Below are 17,950 nucleotides of genomic sequence, written 5' to 3'. Positions count from 1 at the left end.
TGATAAAGCAAAGACGCACCCACGGCGCGCCGACCAATGCTACAGAATGCCTGCCGTTACGGCACAACCGCTTCTTCAGGCTTTTATTGCAAAGTGTGTTGCTCGATGAACTCCATCGGCTGCAATCCTTCGCGGCTTACCAGTCGATTCAGCTCGACCCGGGGCAAACGAACGGCCAGCAGGCTGATGCCTTCTTCGTCATGCTCTTCTTTCTGCACCGCACCGAGTTCGAAAAACTGCGCACGCAGTCGGGCGAATCGTTGCGGCAAACGCAGTGTGCCGATGAACAAATCACTGCCGAGCAATTCGGCAATGGCTTGTTCAAGCAATTCCAGACCACTGCCATCACGTGCCGAAAGCCAGACCCGCTGGGGCTTGCCGTTTTCGTCGCGCTGGATTTGTGGCTCAACGCCTTCAAGCAAATCGAGTTTGTTATAGACCTCGAGTATCGGCAAGTCCTGGGCACCAATCTCGCCCAGCACCACCATCACCTGCTCGATCTGCAACATGCGATCCGGTTCGGCCGCATCGATCACGTGCAACAACAGGTCGGAGTTGGCCGACTCTTCGAGGGTAGACCGAAATGCTTCGACCAGCTTGTGCGGCAGGTGACGAATGAAGCCTACCGTATCCGCCAGAACAATCGGCCCCAGGTCGTCCAGATCCAGACGGCGCAGGGTCGGGTCCAGTGTGGCGAACAACTGGTCGGCCGCGTAAACATCGGATTTCGTCACATTGTTGAAGAGTGTCGATTTGCCGGCGTTGGTATATCCCACCAAAGACACGGTAGGGATATCCGCACGGGAGCGGCCACGTCGCGATTGCTCGCGCTGGCTGCGCACCTTCTCCAGCCGCCCCTTGATCTGGCGCAGGCGGACCCGCAGCAAACGGCGGTCGGTTTCCAGCTGAGTCTCACCCGGGCCGCGCATGCCGATGCCGCCACCCTGACGCTCAAGGTGAGTCCAGCCGCGAACCAGGCGGGTGCTCATGTGGTCAAGCTGGGCCAGTTCGACCTGGAGCTTGCCTTCATGGGTACGGGCGCGTTGGGCGAAAATATCGAGAATCAGACCGGTACGGTCGATCACGCGACACTCGAAAACACGTTCGAGGTTACGTTCCTGACTGGGCGTGAGGATGTGATTGAAAATCACCAGATCGGCTTCTTCAGCCTTGACCAGGTCGCGCAGTTCCTCGACCTTGCCGCTGCCGATCAGAAATTTGGCGGTTGGCCGATGACGCGGTACGTTAAAAAACGCAACGGTCTCGGCGCCGGCCGAATTAGCCAATTCCTGAAACTCCTGCGGATCTTCGCGCGCCTCAGGGTCCTGTCCATCCAAGTGAACGAGGATCACTCGTTCACCACCACCGTGGCGCTCAAAGAACAAAGGAGACTCCTATCAGGCGTTACCTGGCTCAGCGTCACCTGCTTCGGATTCGGTTGCGCTAGGCAGACGAATTGGACGAACCGGCACTACTGTCGAGATAGCGTGTTTGTAAACCATCTGGCTTACGGTGTTTTTCAGCAGGATCACGAACTGGTCGAACGACTCGATCGTGCCTTGCAGTTTGATACCGTTGACCAGGTAGATGGAAACCCCAACTTTCTCTTTACGTAAAGTATTCAAGTAAGGGTCTTGTAGCGAATGCCCTTTTGACATGTGCCGCACTCCTTTAAGGATTCAATAATAAAAAATAGGTAATTCAGATGGCTTTGGCCGCCACACCCCCAAGGATAGACGGCAATTGCAAGGACTCAGCTCAATATGGAGATGGTCCCAAGGTATTTCAAGGCGCGTGGCAGATTGTCGCAATCAAGACTGTCCAGCCAGTGTATATCTTCCCAGCTGCGCAGCCAGGTGAACTGGCGTTTGGCCAATTGGCGCGTGGCGATGATGCCGCGCTCCTGCATTTCGGCCAACGTCAGCTTGCCATCCAGGTAGTCCCAGACTTGGCGGTAGCCTACCGCACGTATAGACGGCAACCCCGAATGCAGGTCACTTCTTTTACGCAGGGCTACGACCTCGTCGAGGAACCCCTGTTCCAACATATTTGTGAATCTTTGTTTAATGCGCTCGTGCAGTACCTGACGATTCGCCGGGGCAATGGCCAAGTTCGCGACAGTATAGGGCAATTGTTGCAGTCCCGAAGCGGCTGCTTCAGTACTTTGCGAAGATTGTTGCTGACGTAGCTCGGTCATGCTCTGACCGCTGACTCGATAAACTTCCAGCGCGCGACTCAAGCGCTGCGGATCGTTCGGGTGAATCCGCGCCGCTGACACCGGGTCAATGCTCGCCAATTGATCGTGCAAGGCTTGCCAACCGAGGCGTGCAGCCTCTTCTTCGATCTGCGCGCGAACATCGGCATCGGCCGCTGGCATATCCGCCAGACCTTCGACCAAAGCCTTGTAATAGAGCATCGTACCGCCGACCAGCAGCGGAATTTTTCCGCGCGCGGTGATCTCGGCCATGGCTTGCAGGGCATCGCGCCGGAAATCCGCAGCCGAATAAGCCTCAGCCGGGTCGAGAATATCGATCAAGCGGTGCGGATATTCGGCCAGCAGTTCTTTCGAAGGCTTGGCGGTGCCGATGTCCATGCCGCGATAGACCAGCGCTGAATCGACACTGATCAACTCGCACGGCAGCACCTTGGTCAGCTCAATGGCCAGATCGGTCTTGCCCGCAGCGGTCGGGCCCATCAGGAAAATCGCTGGAGGAAGCTGGCTCATCAACGACCGCGCAGAAACAGTTTGTCCAGATCGTCCAGGCCCAATTGGGTCCAGGTCGGTCGGCCATGGTTGCATTGACCGCTGCGCTCGGTGTTTTCCATGTCGCGTAGCAGGCCGTTCATTTCCGGCAGGGCCAAACGCCGGTTGGCGCGGATCGCGCCGTGGCAGGCCATGGTGCCGAGCAATTCGTTGAGGTGTGCCTGAATCCGGTCGCTGGTGCCGTACTCCATCAAGTCCGACAGGACATCGCCGACCAGACGGTTGGCTTCGGCCTGTTTCAACAACGCCGGGATTTGGCGGATCGCCAGGGTTTCCGGGCCCAGACGCTGCAGCTCGAACCCCAGACGCTGGAACCATGCCGCGTGCTCTTCAGCGCAATCGGCCTCGCGCTGGCTAACGGCCAAGGATTCCGGCACCAATAACGGCTGACCGCTCAGCCCCTCGCTGGCCATGGCGATTTTCAGGCGTTCGTACATGATCCGCTCGTGAGCAGCGTGCATGTCCACCAGCACCAGCCCTTGGGCGTTTTCGGAAAGAATGTAGATACCTTTCAACTGCGCCAAGGCATAACCCAGCGGAGGAATATCTTCCTGCCCGGCCGGCAGCGCGTTGGCATTAGCCTCAGGCAGCGGCGCGAAAAACTCGCGATACGCAGCCTGAGCCTCGGCAGCCGGCGGTACCGCTGATTGTGGGCGTGGCGTGTATTGATACTGGTAAGCCCCGCCAGCGCTGGCGCCGGACGAGGTATTGAACGCCGGTTGTGCCTGCGGTTGCTCCAGCAGCGCATTGGCCGCCAGACGCATTTCACCCTGCGGACCGAACTCACCGGCATCGAGGCCCGTCGGCCGCACGACAGCTGTGGTCACGGAACCGGCAAGCTGATCTTCCGGACGCACGTCGCCCAAAGCACGGTGCAACGTGCCATAAAGGAAGTCATGCACCATGCGCCCGTCACGGAAGCGCACTTCGTGTTTGGTCGGGTGCACGTTGACGTCGACCGCCGCCGGATCGACTTCAAAAAACAGCGCAAACGTCGGGTGACGGCCGTTGAACAGCACGTCGCGATAGGCCTGACGCACGGCGTGAGCCACAAGTTTGTCGCGCACCGCCCGGCCATTCACAAAGAAATACTGCAGATCCGCCTGACTGCGGTTGAAGGTCGGCAAACCAACCCAGCCCCACAGGTGCAAGCCGTTGCGCTCGATCTCGATCGGCAGCGCCTGCTCGAGGAAACCCGAACCGCAGATCGCCGCCACACGCCGGGCGCGGGCCGCGTCATCGTGGGCTTCGTGCAGGCTGAGAATGGTCTTGCCGTTATGCCGCAGATGGAAAGCCACGTCGAAACGCGCCAGCGCCAGACGCTTGATCACTTCTTGCAGGTGATCGAACTCGGTTTTTTCGGTCTTGAGGAATTTGCGTCGCGCCGGGGTGTTGAAGAACAGGTCGCGAACTTCCACGGAAGTGCCGACCGGATGCGCTGCCGGTTGCACCCGAGGTGCCATGTCGCGGCCTTCGGTTTCGACTTGCCAGGCTTGATCGGCATCGCGAGTACGCGAGGTCAGCGTCAGGCGCGCCACGGAGCTGATCGAGGCCAGCGCCTCACCCCGGAAACCGAGGCTCATCACCTGCTCAAGGTCTTCCAGGTTGCGAATCTTGCTGGTGGCGTGACGGGCCAGGGCCAGCGGCAGGTCATCGGCAGAGATGCCGCTGCCATCGTCACGCACCCGCAGCAACTTGACCCCGCCCTGCTCGACATCGACATCAATACGCTTGGCGCCGGAATCGAGGCTGTTTTCCAGCAGTTCCTTGATCACCGAGGCCGGACGTTCAACCACCTCACCGGCGGCGATCTGGTTCGCCAGCCGTGGGCTGAGCAGTTCGATGCGGGCAGCAGCGTTCAGCACTTCGTTCATTCTTTGGACGCCAGTTCGGTGCCAGGAATGGTCAAGTGCTGACCGACTTTCAGTTCATCGCTTTTCAGATTGTTGGCAGCGCGCAGCGTGGCCGGCGACACCTGATAGCGCACGCCGATCATCGCCAGCGTTTCACCCGGACCGACGCGATGATCGCGCGGGCCTTGAGCGATCTTGCCGGAATCACGCAGCCAGGCGATGTAAGTGCCCGGTGGCGGGTTCTGCTGGAAGAACTGGCGCACGCCGCTGCTGATCGAACGGGCCAACGCTTGCTGGTGGCTCGATGCCGAGAGCTTGCTGGCTTCGTTGGCGTTGGAGATAAACCCGGTTTCGACCAGAATCGACGGGATGTCCGGCGACTTCAACACCATGAACCCGGCCTGTTCCACACGCTGTTTGTGCAGCGGCGTGACGCGGCCGATGTTGGTCAGGACTTTCTGGCCGACGTTGAGGCTGGAAGTCAGCGAGGCGGTCATCGACAGGTCGAGCAATACGCCGGCGAGCATGCGGTCCTTGTCGTCGAGGCTGACGTTGCCGGCACCACCGATCAAGTCGGAACGGTTTTCGCTGTCGGCCAGCCAACGCGCGGTCTCGGAAGTTGCGCCGCGATCAGACAGGGCAAACACCGAAGCGCCGAAGGCGGCCGCAGACGGCGCGGCGTCAGCATGAATCGAGACGAACAGGTCGGCGCCTTTCTTGCGAGCGATTTCGGTACGGCCGCGCAACGGGATGAAGTAGTCGCCGGTACGGGTCAATTCGGCACGGAAGCCTTTCATGCCGTTGACCTGACGCTGCAGTTCGCGAGCGATCTGCAGCACTACGTCTTTCTCACGCTGACCGCGCGAACCGGATGCGCCCGGGTCTTCGCCACCGTGGCCGGCGTCGATCACCACAATAATGTCGCGCTTGCCGGCCGGGGCTGGCGGCAACTTGATTGCCGGTTCGGTCGGGGTTACCGGCACCGCTGGCACAGTCGCGACCTGCGGCGTCGGCGCAGGCGGCGGTGCGGCGTCGGCCGGGTTATCGAACAGGTCGACCACCAGGCGGTTGCCGTACTGCGCGTTCGGCGCCAGCGAGAAGCTTTTCGGGGTGACGGCTTTTTTCAGGTCGATGACCACGCGCAGATCAGTCGGCGTACGCTGGGCCGAACGCATTGCGGTGATCGGCGTGTTCGCGGTCTGCACATTCAGCGGTGCACCGAGGGTGGCGCCATTGATGTCGATCACCAGACGATCCGGCGCGGTCAGGGTAAACACGCTGTGCTGCACCGGGCCGCTCAGGTCGAAGACCAGTCGCGTGTTGTCCGGCGCCCGCCACAGGCGCACGCTGTTGACCTTTGAATCGGCCACGGCGTTGACAGTCACTGCCATCAACAACAGTCCAGCGGCAGCCACCAACGCGCGAAAGCGCATACCTAACCCCATCATTTAATTGGATTCCAACGCCAAAGCGGCACACCAGGCCTCGCCACGCGAGCCCTGGGATAAAATTTTCAGCGAACGCCCGCTGTCTTGCGGGCTAATGGTAATGGTCAGGTCAGGCTTTGGCAAAAAGCCTGCACCTTTATCGGGCCATTCGATCAGACACATCGCGTCATCTTCGAAGTAGTCGCGGATGCCGAGAAACTCCAGTTCTTCTGGATCGACCAGGCGATACAGGTCGAAGTGGAAGGCGCGGATGTCACCGATTTCGTAGGGTTCGACCAAGGTGAAGGTCGGACTTTTCACCGCGCCGACATGGCCCAAGCCGCGAATGATGCCCCGCGACAGGGTGGTTTTGCCCATGCCCAGGTTGCCTTCGAGAAAAATCAGGCCATGGCCCTGGGTCACGCGGGCGATCCGTGCGCCAAAGTCGCTCATGGCCTGTTCATCGGCCAGGTACAGGGTTACTTCAGACACGGTGCTTGCTCCTCCAACAACTGACGAATGGCTGGAATCAGATCACTGGCCGCCAGCCCACGGCCGAATTTACCTTGGTGCTGACCGGCATTGGCGTGCAGCCAGACCGCCAGACATGCCGCATCAAAACCGTCCAGGCCTTGCGCCAGCAGTGCCCCGGTCAAACCGGCGAGCACGTCGCCAAGGCCGGCGGTGGCCATGGCCGGATGACCTTGGTGACAAAGCGCCAAACGGCCATCGGGATGCGCAATCAGGCTGCCTGCGCCTTTCAACACCACCACTGCTGTATATTTTTTGCTCAGCGCCAACGCTGCCGCGGGACGATCCGCCTGCACGTCGGCGGTGCTGATGCCCAGCAAGCGCGCCGCTTCGCCTGGATGCGGGGTGATCACGCAATCCTTGGGCAATTGAACGAAACCGCTGGCCAGCAAGTTCAGTGCGTCAGCATCCCACACTTGCGGCAATGCCGCGTTGGCCGCCGCCGACAGTAATGCGCGGCCCCAACTGGCCTGGCCGAGGCCAGGACCGACGACCAGCGTCGAGACTTTTTCCAGCAAACCCATCAACTGATTGGCCGAAGAGGTGCCAAGAACCATAGCTTCCGGCACACGGGTAAGGGCTGCTGGCACATGCTCGGGACGGGTCGCCAGCGAAACCATGCCCGCGCCGCTGCGCAGAGCCGTTTCGGTGCTGAGCAGAATTGCCCCGCCAAATCCGTGATCGCCACCGATCAGCAGCACATGGCCAAAACGGCCCTTGTGCGACGCCGGTGCGCGCGGCGCCAATCGAGGAAGATTAGCGGCATTGAGTCGCTGGGCGCGGACAGGAATGTCACGGTAAGTTTCCGCTGGCGCCTGCAAATCGTTGAACAGCAGCGCGCCGACATGATCCGCCGCGTCACCGGTGAAAAGCCCAAGCTTCAGACCAATAAAGGTCACCGTGAGATCGGCACAGACCGCGACACCCAGCGCTCGCCCAGTGTCGGCACACAATCCGGAAGGGATATCGACCGCAGCAACCGGCAAACCACTGACGTTGATCGCATTGATCGCAGTGGCATACGGCTCACGCACGTCGCCGCTCAGACCGGTGCCGAGCAGGGCATCGAGGATGACCCCGCGCAACTCGCTGTGAGCGCTCCAGCCCTGAATCGCCACACCGTGCGTCGAGGCCTCGGCATGGGCTGACGCTGCGTCGCCCTGCAATTGCCGGGGATCACCGACCGCCAACACCCGCACGAGCAACCCGGCTCGCTGGGCCATGGCCGCGACCAGATAACCGTCTCCCGCATTGTTGCCATGCCCGGCCAGCACCGTCAGTTCAGTCGCCAAAGGCCACTGCCGCACCAATGCGCGCCACGTCGCATGGGCCGCGCGCTGCATCAATTCGAAGCCCGGTGTACCGGCAGCAATCAGCCGTGCATCGAGTTCGCGCACCTGTGCGGCGCCATACAGCGCGTCGGGTAATTCATCTTTCGTGTGCGGCATGCGTCTTCGGGCTCCGATGTCTGGCAGAATTATACGCACCTCAGCTCCGGTTTCTCTCGCCTCATGTCCGCCATCACCACAGACCTGCCCGCCCTCGCCCAATCGATCAAGGATTGGGGCCGCGAGCTGGGCTTCCAGCAAGTCGGCATCAGCGGCCTGGATCTGGCCGAGCATGAGCAGCACCTCGCGCGCTGGCTCGAGGCCGGCTACCACGGCGAAATGGACTACATGGGCGCCCATGGCAGCAAACGCTCGCACCCCGAAGAACTGGTGCCGGGCACGTTGCGCGTGGTCTCGCTGCGCATGGACTACCTGCCCGGCGACACGCAAATGGCGCAAATGCTCGCGCAACCGGAAAAAGCCTACGTGTCGCGTTATGCCTTGGGCCGCGATTACCACAAATTGATCCGTAAACGTGTGCAGCAATTGGCCGACAAGATTCAAGCGCAGATCGGCCCGTTCGGTTTCCGCGCGTTTGTCGACAGCGCCCCGGTGCTGGAAAAAGCCATCGCCGAACAGGCCGGGCTGGGCTGGATCGGCAAAAACACTCTGGTACTGAATCGCAAGGCCGGCAGTTATTTCTTCCTGAGCGAACTGTTCGTCGATCTGCCGTTGCCGGTGGACGAACCGCACAGCAGCGAACACTGCGGCCGCTGCACTGCGTGCCTCGACATTTGCCCGACCAATGCTTTCGTCGGTCCCTACGTGCTGGACGCGCGGCGCTGCATTTCCTATCTGACCATCGAGCTGAAAACCGCAATCCCCGAGGATCTGCGACCGCTGATCGGCAATCGCGTGTTCGGCTGTGATGACTGTCAGATTTGCTGCCCGTGGAACCGTTTCGCCAAGCCTTCCGGGGAAAGCGATTTCAAGCCACGGCACAATCTCGATAACGCCGAGTTGGCCGAGTTGTTTTTGTGGGATGAGGAGAAGTTCTTGAGCAGCACTGAAGGTTCGCCGTTGCGGCGTGCCGGGTATGAGCGCTGGTTGCGGAATCTGGCGGTCGGTCTGGGCAATGCGCCTTCAACGATTCCGGTGCTGGAAGCGTTGAAGGCGCGACGGGATTATCCGTCAGAGTTGGTCAGGGAACATGTGGAGTGGGCACTGGGACGGCACTCCAGACCTTCAAACTCATAATGGGCAAGTAACGTAATCAGGCTGCTCACATGCGACTTGTATCTATCTTTTCAGCCGCTCTTATTCTTCCGGAGGTTTGCCCGTTAGACCAATGGCCGCCCGACTGAATGACTTTGCAAACTCTCGTTGCACTGTCCTCTAGAAGGTAAATACGATCCGTGCCTCCAGTGGTCTTCGTCATATAAACATGCGTTAACTTTCTTGTTTGGCTGTATTTGGCTAATTCCGAGTACGCCAGAGTCATCTCCCTAGCTGCTTCGCGGGGGGACTTATTGCTTTCAATGAGTTTGTAGAAATCGTCAGCCTTATCCTGATAATTTTTATAACCGGTGGCGCTGAGCACGTCATCCGTCCCGGTGGCCCTGTGCAATTGCCAAGGTTCATCCGGCACTGTTTCCACGGGTGCCTTGGTTTTTTTGCTCGCAGCCTTGGCGCCTTTTCCAGGCTTCTTGAAATGTTTTGCCGCTTTGGCTGTTTGCTTGCCATCGGGACTGAGCCCTTTGCTAAAGGCTGAAGCCATCTTCCTGCCTGCATTCACTGCAGCTTTTGCACCCGCTGCCATACCTGCACCCAGCGAAGCCAGCCCAAGACCAAAACTGATCCAGCCCAATATCTCGCCTGCTTGAGAACCCGGTGCCAGCTCATTGGCCAGCTCGCTGGCGATACCCGCCAAACCTGAAGCAACCGCCAGCCCCAATGCCGCCACTGCCCATGGCGTCGCCGCGCCCATCGTCAGTACGCTGGCCACAACCCCGAGAATACTGAGGCCGATGCCCAGGATCGTTTGCCAGGATATATGTCCGGTAGGGTCAACACGATTGACAGGGTCGCCCAGGCAATAACTGTAGGCATTCAATCCGCCCGCGCCGAACGGACTCATGCTGTCGGGGGCGAGAAAACGCATCAGTGTCGGACTATAGGCTCTGTAACCGTTACCCAGCACATACAACCCGGTCACCGGATCCAGTTGCTCGCCGTTGAACCCTGCCAGGCTGAACAATCCACCTTCGGCAGGGCGGTGCCCGTAAGGGCTGTAAGCGCAATCGGTGAGCTGTTCCTTGTCCAGCGTTGCCAGCACGCTTTGCTGCTGATCGGTACCAAACAGCTGCGCGCCGGCGTTCGAACCGAGCTGCTGTTGCCCCACAAGCGCTCCACCGTGACGCACAACACTGGACGAATTTTCACCACTCACCTCATTGGCGACCCGGCCCGCATGGTAGTAACGCTGCGTAATCACCTTGTCGGGTTGCGACAGTTCGACCAGATCGTCGAAGCCGTCGTAATGGTAGCCACGAATGACTGATCCCCCTGCGCTGGACAACTGCTCAAGACGTCCGAATGCGTCATAGGCCAGGGTTCGCGCCTGGTCGTCCTTGATCATCCTGCCGTTGGCGTCGTATTCCAGTGTCACTGCCGGTGGATAGTCGGCATGGGAATGTTTGACTGCACTGAGCTGTACAGGATCAGGATTGTCATAACTGAAGGTGGTCAGATTCATGCCCAGCGGGAACTTCGTCTGCACGGTCAGAATGTTATCCAGCGCATCGAAGGTGAACGTCTGCTGGACAATTTCCTTGCCATACGGATCGCGGGGCTTTTGGGTGCCAGCACAGTCGTACTGGATCAGTCGCCCGCGCACATCGTAGGTGAATTGTTCGTCGCGCAATAGTTGCGTGCCGCGCCTGGAGACTTTCTGCGCCAGTTTGCCGGCAAGCGTGTAAGTCGATTCCAGCGTCTGGTCGGGCTGGCCCTGAATCTCGAACGTACGGCGGGTTTCACGACCGATATCGTCATAGGCAAACCGGGTGATCATCTGCCGCTTGATCGACGTTTCTTCGGTTTTCGTCCAGTCCAGCATCCCCGTCTGGATGGCGTAGTGGAATTCGGTTTTCAACGAACCCTGAGAGGTGGATAACAGGCGGCCGTGCTTATCGTATTCGGATCTGCTTTCGGCTCCGAGTACGTCGACATGGGTGATCGGTCGTCCCTGCAGGGACCAGGTACTGGACGTTGATTTTGTGATAGCGCCGAAGGTCGTCGTTTCGGATTTGAGGCGTCCGGAAGGGTAATAGGTGAAGCTGCGCTCCCTGCCGTTTTCGGTACAGGCCAAGGGATTGCCACTGGCGGGGTCGTAAGTCAGGGTCGTGAGCAATGCACCTGACTTGCGCTCCGTCAGTAAACCGCCCAGATCGCGCAAATAAGTGAATTCGGTTTTTGTGCCATCAGCACTCTTGTACCACTGCGGCTGAGTGAAGCCCGCTTCATAACCCGCCTCGGACTTTCGTCCGCCTACGGTACTGTGTATCAAACGATCCAAACCATCATAAGTTTGCTGCCCCAATACCGTGTCACCGACCTTGATGCCGATCGGTAACCCGGCATCGCTATGTTCGGCGTAGTCGGTCACTACCGCACTCGCATCAGGCAGGACACTGCGGATTATCCGGTCAAAAACGTCGTATTCATATCGAGTGATATTGCCGACAGGATCTGTCTCGCTGGTTGTGCGCCCTAACCCGTCATAGGTGTAAACGATTTTGCCGAGACTCTTGTTCTTCAGATTGAAGCTCTCGACACTGAGCGGTTTACCGAAATCATTGATGAGGGTGAGTGTCTTGCCCATCCCCTGGAGCCAATGGGTTTGCTGGCGAAGGACAGGATCCGTCTCGCTGTGTTCGATACGCCCATCGGCATGCAGCGTCTTGTTGACCTGACCCCAGGAATCGAATTCGTAGCGGGTGCTGAGCGGATAGGGCTTGCCATCACGCCAATCGGTCAGCGTCACTTTCACCTTGTGACCGACCGAATCATGCAGGGCGGAATAAAGCATGCGAGTCGGGATGAGCCCGTCCTTGTCGGGATGGTCGCAGTCCTTTTCCTGAACGGTGATCACACGTTCGAGACCGTCATAGGTCACTCGTTGCTCGCCTCCGGCGTGATCGGTGGTCACCATTGTGGCCGGCTGCTGTTTGCTGGCGGCCAGATAGACCCACCGGGTAGCAGCCGCATAAGGGGTGCCGGCCGCAACCGTTTTGCACACTGCCCGGCCGATTGCGTCGTATTCATGTTCGATGTGTTCGCCATCGACACCGACCTCCGACATCGGTAATCCGGTCAGTGTCGAAAGCACCTTCTCACTGCTCTGCAACGCGCCGTCAAATCCCCGTGTGCTGGACTTGACCCGCAACCGGTCACCCGCAAGTTCATAGGAAAACTCAGTAGAGGTTTTTTTATCATTGAGAATGATACTTTGCTGCTGTGTGGCCCCGTGTTTGAGCGGGTCCTTGGGCGTATTCAGGTAACTGCGCTCGGTTTTCGAGCGCAAGACCTCAACACCTTCCAGAACTTCGTAAAAACGCTCCTCAACCGGTAACACAAATGCCAGTTCCGTACCTTCCAGTGCGGCATGTAGCGCATAGTCGTAATACGTGACAGTCGAAGCACCATCCGCCGCGGCAGCGGTGACCGTCCTCTTTTTCGCGAACCTGGAGAAACCCAGCGGATCCTCCGGGCAATTATCTCCACCACTTGCCGGATAAAACTCCGTCTCAGTCGTCACCCCACTTGGCTCGACGTGCTTGAGCAAGTTGCCTTCGTGATCGAATTCGGTGGTTGTGGTTTCCACACGCTGCTGTCGGGTGCGCCGATCAAGGTGAGTCACCGTCTGGACCTTCGGCATGCGGAACTGAGCCACCTGCTCATTGAAGGGTTTGATGACGGAACAGTGATACTCCGTGGCGGTGGCGATCTGGGCGTCGCCACAGGTTGTAACCTCAGCCACCAACAGATGGAACTTGTTGTAGGTGCGTTTAATACGGGTATGTACTCTGCCGCTTACCAACAACTGTTCGTCCGAGGTGTAGACATAATCGCCGGGCGCCAGATAAAGAGGATCCAGGTCATTGTCCGTGGCCGGGAGAAGGCCTTGCCCAAGGAAGTTGCGGTCGGAGTAAGTGTATGTCTTGCAGAGTCTGGGCTGGCCGCGCCCAGGGTAGGTATCGTGAGCGATAACAAACGGCAGTGTTCGTTCCACACCACTTTCGAAGCCATGACCCTGCCGCTTGTATCGAATGATCTCGACGCCGCGTAATGGATTGACGACGCGGTGCAAATAGCTGGCGTCATCAATCACTTCATATTCCAGCTCCCAACCTTTACCGACCGGAAGCTCGATTGCCGTTACCCGACTGTTTTTCAAGATCAACCTGGATTCGGACCCGGACGAGGTGTCGGGATATCGGGTCAACGTTACCTGACCTGCACTGCGTGTGATTTTCAGCAGGCATCGTTTGCTGTCACGGACTTCGCTCAACCTGGGAAACTGGTTGAACAACTCGTGCTTCAAAGCGATGCTCACACCGTTCGCCGCGATTATTTTTTCTGCTACAGCGACCTGAGTGCCAGCCAGGACCTTGAGCAGTTCACGTCGACCATCCTTGTAGCGAACTTCATAGCGCCCTGCTCCGGTCACCAGCACCTTTGCCGTTTGCAACTTCATTTCCTTGAACTTCAGACCGGTGGACGTTTCTACAGCCTTGTAGCGCTCACCGTTGGACAGCGTCATGACTTTGCTGCGCAAGTCGTAATTGGTCAGGGTCAAAGACCAACCAATGCCAAAACCAAAGTCCGTCTGATTAAGCGGATTGAAGCTCAGTGAAAGTGCGAACTCAGGGCCGTTAAGATCCGACGAGTGCAACTTTCCTAACGAAAACGAGCACGTATACATGCCGGTGCGGGGATCAACACCTCCGGAGACAAATTCACCGAAGTTGAAAGCATTTGAATGAACAGCGGCAGATAAATTACTTTCCATTGAAAAACGTCCTTTTATTTCAAGATCCAGATATTGACTCGCAAACTTGGCCAGCAAACATCGCTGACCACATTATGAAATCAGACAAGCTGTTTCATTGATCGCTTGGACTCACCCAGAATAAAAGTGCGCTGCTCTTTATTACCTTCGATACACAGCCTGTGTTCCGAGCCAAACTCATCGATCACTGCAAACTCGAATGAACCCTCGCTTTCCCGCCCCACTTGCAGGTCAGCGGAAATATATTGAACAAGCGTCAGTTGCCCAGGCACATTGTTGATCGGCACGTTCATAATACCGAGGGGACTGCGAAAATTTGCTTTCAGGCCGTAGATGGGCGCCATGTAACCGTAAAAATTTCTGCGCCCATCGCGAGTACCAGGAATGTTTCCGGAGGCATAGACTTGCACCGCATCTTCGGAATCATAAGGATCAAGTTTTACCTCACTGCTGTACCAGTCAAGCAGGTGAATCTGCCTGCCGTCCGCGTGCAGCCCAATGTGATGACTTTGAACCCAGTCATATTGTGCTTTCTGCTGTTTGATACCATATTCATTGAATGTAAAGCTCTTCAGCGAATATTCTTTCGGCGGAATTGCCTCCAGCGTAACACTGCTGTCAAAGCCGATTCCGTTACTTCGCAATAACACGCCATCCACGAGAATTTCGGCGGCCACTTCCATGATTCCGGGCCTGGTGGCCGAAACCCAAAACTGGAAAATCTGCACGGGATCAGACTCGTCACTTATCCGATTGTGCGTGGCACGTGGAACTTCGGTAACTCGCGGCGCACCACCCGACATTTCGTGAGCATAACGATTTTCCTGCTGCGATACGCTCCAGTCTCCCTCCAGAGGCCGCGCGCCGTTATAGGCGATCAACCGCAGTGATTGCAGGGCGGGATGCCCATACAGAGATGCGCCATCACCATTGTTATCGATCCCGTGCAGAAGCACCAAAACACGCACCTGCATGCGCCCGTTGGCATAAAGCACTTTATGCTGGCCCGACCTTGTGGCATCGAGTTTAACTTCGATACGGGAAATACCAATTTGCTCATCAAACATTTATCAATACCTTGCTGATTAATACACTTCGCCCTCTAAGGACTCAGCAAACTATTGACGATCGATTTAAATAAGAACAGCCGCGACATTCGACAAATTATGAGAAAGTAATATTTCAACATCAACCCCAACAACCCTCACAAATGCTAATACATTCAACAATCGCAGACCACATCAAGCAAACTTCAACCACACTCCGCCTGCCCCTTTGATTTCAGCACTCAACAATTTGCTCCCCTCCTGATCTCAACTGCACAGAATCAAAAGAGGAGCCAACGGGCAGTTTATTCTTGTCAGGTTATGTTAGAAAAACAAAGGAGCGGTTACTTCCACCAATATTCAGTCACTGTCTGAGCCTGTCGAGAATCCGCTTTCCGAGGACTCGCTATCGGAGTCAGATTCGAAAACCACCTCCTCCGTCTGGATTTCCACCTTCCGATCCATACTGGAGTTTTCAAGATACTGACTAATCCGTTGCCTTGACGCGTCACTCAGCGGATTATTCAATAAACCAATGAATAGATCCTGCGTATCGGGAATCTCGAACAATTCATATCCCACGTCAGAAATATTATTATCATGCAATGCCGCGACCCCCAGCTTCCTGAGCGAATCTATGCCTGAAGGAACGCTGGAAAGATGTGCGTTGCTCAGCATCAATCCGGTTAAACCGGCCATGTAGCCTACATGCGGAGCAACTGTCAGAGGATTGTTTGCCAGATTCAATCGGGTCAGCGTTTCGATTCTGGACAATCCTTCAGCTGTGACCTCGGATAGTTTTAGCGAGCACCCGTCCAGCGTAAGCTCGCTTAACTGGCGCATTTGAAATATTCCTGACGGGAATCCCTCCATTTTTATGCCAACGACTCCCAAATATTGAATATTCGGAAAGCTGTCGAGAAACGCACCTATCCGTGCACCCGGTTCATTTGCGGTCAATATCAACTCTGCTACATATTCAAATCGGGCGGACAACCTTGGTAACTCACCCGAAAAATCAACATAGTGAGAAAAATAATAATCCCCCTCGCCCCACCTCGAAACCGACTTGCGCTGCCAGATATCTTGCAGCTTTGCGCTGAACTTCTCGCGAGCCTGGCGTCGTTCGGCAAGCGTCGACGCTCCCTCTGGTTCCGACGTCTGCGTATGAGATGACGCCCCATCGGCATTCCATATCGCCAGTTCATTACGCAATGTCGCAAATTCTTTTTCCAGGCGCAGCAATACGCCGGATGGATCACTCTTCAAACGCTCGGTGATAAATGCCGTCACCTCCTCATCTGGAAGATGCGGATAAAGATCACGCACACGGTCGGCAACGGACCTGGTCGATGTCGGGTTGTTGTCGCCGCCGCCACGCAACTGCCCCTTTTGCCGGTGTTGTGCAGTGGCAGGATCAACGGTGACCGCAAGCGGCGCCATCCCCAACAACTCACTCACAGTTTGGCGTGATGGCAACGGCTGCGCGCGGACCCACTGTTGCAACGCCGCACCACCATCTTCTGTCACACCCAGCAACTGACGATGCCCGGGCGACAACAGAAACCAGATGGTTGAGTACAGGTCCTTCGATTTCCGGGGTGATTGGGCGTCGCTGCTCTGGAGGACATAGCCATCATCCTGACGGATCAGTATGTGACGAAACGGTGATCGGGCATCGCCGATAGCGCTCAGGACATGCCCGTCCATCGTACTTTGGCGAATCTCGACACGCGTCTGCCGCGGCCAATTCGCCAGATTTCCGAGCATATGCAGCACTAACCGATCACTGTCCGGGTTGGCTACGGCCTCTAAGTGAATGCCTTCCACGGCCCTTGCCAGGCGAATGTCTCGCAGCGCCACCAGTGCCTCTTTCGCCACTCGCTGAGGCATGCCTGGCCGGTTGTGCATATGTAAACGCTCGGCAGCGCTCATATTGCGCCATATCGCCTGCGCAGCGGTTTTCGGTAGATGTGGAAACACCCGGCGCATCCGAAAAGTGTTTTCGTCGCAATCGGATTCAAAGGCATCTTCCAGATCCTTGAACCGCCTGAATCGCTCAGGGGCGGCCCCGCGTCCCTGTGCCTGAATCGTCTGATCAAGTTCGAATCGCCTGATGGTGTCCTCCAGTAAAAAAGGCGCAGGGCGATCATTCATGAGCACATCGCGCAGCACTGGTTCATTGACCCCGCTCACTGCCAGCACACGTGCAACCATGGCGGCGGAAAATTGCGCCACGGAACGGCCCATCCGCCGAAAAAGTTCTGCGGTTTGTACTGAGATTGAGTCAGTGAAGGGGGTGATATCGCTGTCCAGCGGCCCCCAGAACCGGCCTTCGCTGTCCGGCTTCAATAGCGGGCCGGAGGGGTCGAGTTCACTGGCCAGAGTGGCGCGAAACAGCCCGCTCTCAGCGTCCAGCACCACTTGCACGACATGGTCATCGGCCACGGCCACGTACTGGCGCTGCTTCACAAGCCTGATGCCTTGCGCATCGGCTTCACCGAAGATTTTGGGTGCGGGTATCCAGTAATCTGCCAGTGAGTACTTCGCGGCACGCATCGCGAACTCATCGATCGCAGATGACCTCGGGTTCACGCTCACTCTGATCGCTGGCGTCACTGCGATCGAGTCAGGCCCGTAGGAAACGGGCAACGCTTCGAGGTGACGGGGTATAGGCAGGTGCGGCATTGCTGAAGAGCCGGACGGTGGCCGGCGAGCACCGTCTACGCTGAATTCGGGGATTTTGATTGGGGCAGGTACAGGTTTGACCTTTGGCGGTTTGCCAGTCATGGCTGCTCATCCTTGAGATATGGCTGCGTTGGCCCCGCATTACAGAAGGGGCCAACACTCGATATAAGCAAAAGCACTTTGAATGCAATTACCTGATAATTGAACACCACAGCTTATCGGTAGTTACCATGCCAAAAAGCA

11 protein-coding genes are annotated in these 17,950 nt (G+C 57.4%); 1 reads left to right on the top strand and 10 read right to left on the bottom strand.

The window, feature by feature from the left end; translation table 11 throughout:
- Window positions 1-83: 83 nt before the first annotated feature.
- The 7 genes from hflX to HU754_RS03725 form a co-directional block, all read right to left on the bottom strand.
- Window positions 84-1,385 (bottom strand): ribosome rescue GTPase HflX, encoded by a 1,302-nt coding sequence (hflX, locus tag HU754_RS03755; protein WP_093430181.1) that lies wholly within the window; start codon window positions 1,383-1,385, stop codon window positions 84-86.
- Between the two features lie 12 nt (window positions 1,386-1,397).
- Complete coding sequence (gene hfq / locus HU754_RS03750) at window positions 1,398-1,658, bottom strand: RNA chaperone Hfq (protein WP_007902656.1); 261 nt, start codon at window positions 1,656-1,658, stop codon at window positions 1,398-1,400.
- A gap of 95 nt (window positions 1,659-1,753) precedes the next feature.
- Window positions 1,754-2,725 (bottom strand): tRNA (adenosine(37)-N6)-dimethylallyltransferase MiaA, encoded by a 972-nt coding sequence (gene miaA, locus HU754_RS03745; protein WP_186621144.1) that lies wholly within the window; start codon window positions 2,723-2,725, stop codon window positions 1,754-1,756.
- Window positions 2,725-4,626 carry a DNA mismatch repair endonuclease MutL gene (gene mutL / locus HU754_RS03740; RefSeq protein ID WP_175559558.1) on the bottom strand — a complete coding sequence of 634 codons (1,902 nt, stop codon included), beginning with the start codon at window positions 4,624-4,626 and terminating at the stop codon, window positions 2,725-2,727. The genes miaA and mutL overlap by 1 nt, the downstream gene beginning before the upstream one ends.
- A gap of 8 nt (window positions 4,627-4,634) precedes the next feature.
- The gene (locus HU754_RS03735; protein WP_437182484.1) at window positions 4,635-6,008 is read right to left on the bottom strand and encodes an N-acetylmuramoyl-L-alanine amidase; all 1,374 of its coding nucleotides are present in this window, start codon (window positions 6,006-6,008) and stop codon (window positions 4,635-4,637) included.
- 57 nt (window positions 6,009-6,065) lie between these two features.
- Window positions 6,066-6,536 carry a tRNA (adenosine(37)-N6)-threonylcarbamoyltransferase complex ATPase subunit type 1 TsaE gene (gene tsaE, locus HU754_RS03730; protein ID WP_007915806.1) on the bottom strand — a complete coding sequence of 157 codons (471 nt, stop codon included), beginning with the start codon at window positions 6,534-6,536 and terminating at the stop codon, window positions 6,066-6,068.
- Window positions 6,524-8,023, bottom strand: a complete 1,500-nt coding sequence (locus HU754_RS03725) for an NAD(P)H-hydrate dehydratase (RefSeq protein WP_186621148.1) — start codon at window positions 8,021-8,023, stop codon at window positions 6,524-6,526. The genes tsaE and HU754_RS03725 overlap by 13 nt, the downstream gene beginning before the upstream one ends.
- A gap of 63 nt (window positions 8,024-8,086) precedes the next feature.
- Here HU754_RS03725 and queG point away from each other — a divergent pair, with 63 nt between their 5' ends.
- Window positions 8,087-9,160: a tRNA epoxyqueuosine(34) reductase QueG gene (gene queG / locus HU754_RS03720; protein WP_186621150.1), complete on the top strand. Its 1,074-nt coding sequence runs from the start codon at window positions 8,087-8,089 to the stop codon at window positions 9,158-9,160.
- Window positions 9,161-9,185: 25 nt separating this feature from the next.
- On the opposite strand, the gene HU754_RS03715 is transcribed toward queG, so the two are convergent.
- From HU754_RS03715 to HU754_RS03705, 3 genes are all read right to left on the bottom strand, one after another.
- Entirely contained in the window at window positions 9,186-13,973 is a 4,788-nt protein-coding gene (locus HU754_RS03715) for an RHS repeat domain-containing protein (protein ID WP_186621152.1), read from the bottom strand.
- An 80-nt stretch (window positions 13,974-14,053) separates the two neighbouring features.
- On the bottom strand, window positions 14,054-15,040 hold the full coding sequence (locus tag HU754_RS03710; protein WP_186621154.1) for a hypothetical protein: 987 nt from the start codon (window positions 15,038-15,040) through the stop codon (window positions 14,054-14,056).
- Between the two features lie 339 nt (window positions 15,041-15,379).
- Complete coding sequence (locus tag HU754_RS03705; protein ID WP_186621156.1) at window positions 15,380-17,809, bottom strand: leucine-rich repeat domain-containing protein; 2,430 nt, start codon at window positions 17,807-17,809, stop codon at window positions 15,380-15,382.
- Between the last annotated feature and the right edge of the window lie 141 nt (window positions 17,810-17,950).

The organism is Pseudomonas zeae, assembly GCF_014268485.2.
In the GTDB taxonomy this organism is placed as follows: domain Bacteria; phylum Pseudomonadota; class Gammaproteobacteria; order Pseudomonadales; family Pseudomonadaceae; genus Aquipseudomonas; species Aquipseudomonas neuropathica.
The sequence above is the reverse complement of the archived record's forward strand: the minus strand, read 5'-3'. Positions and strand labels throughout refer to the sequence as shown.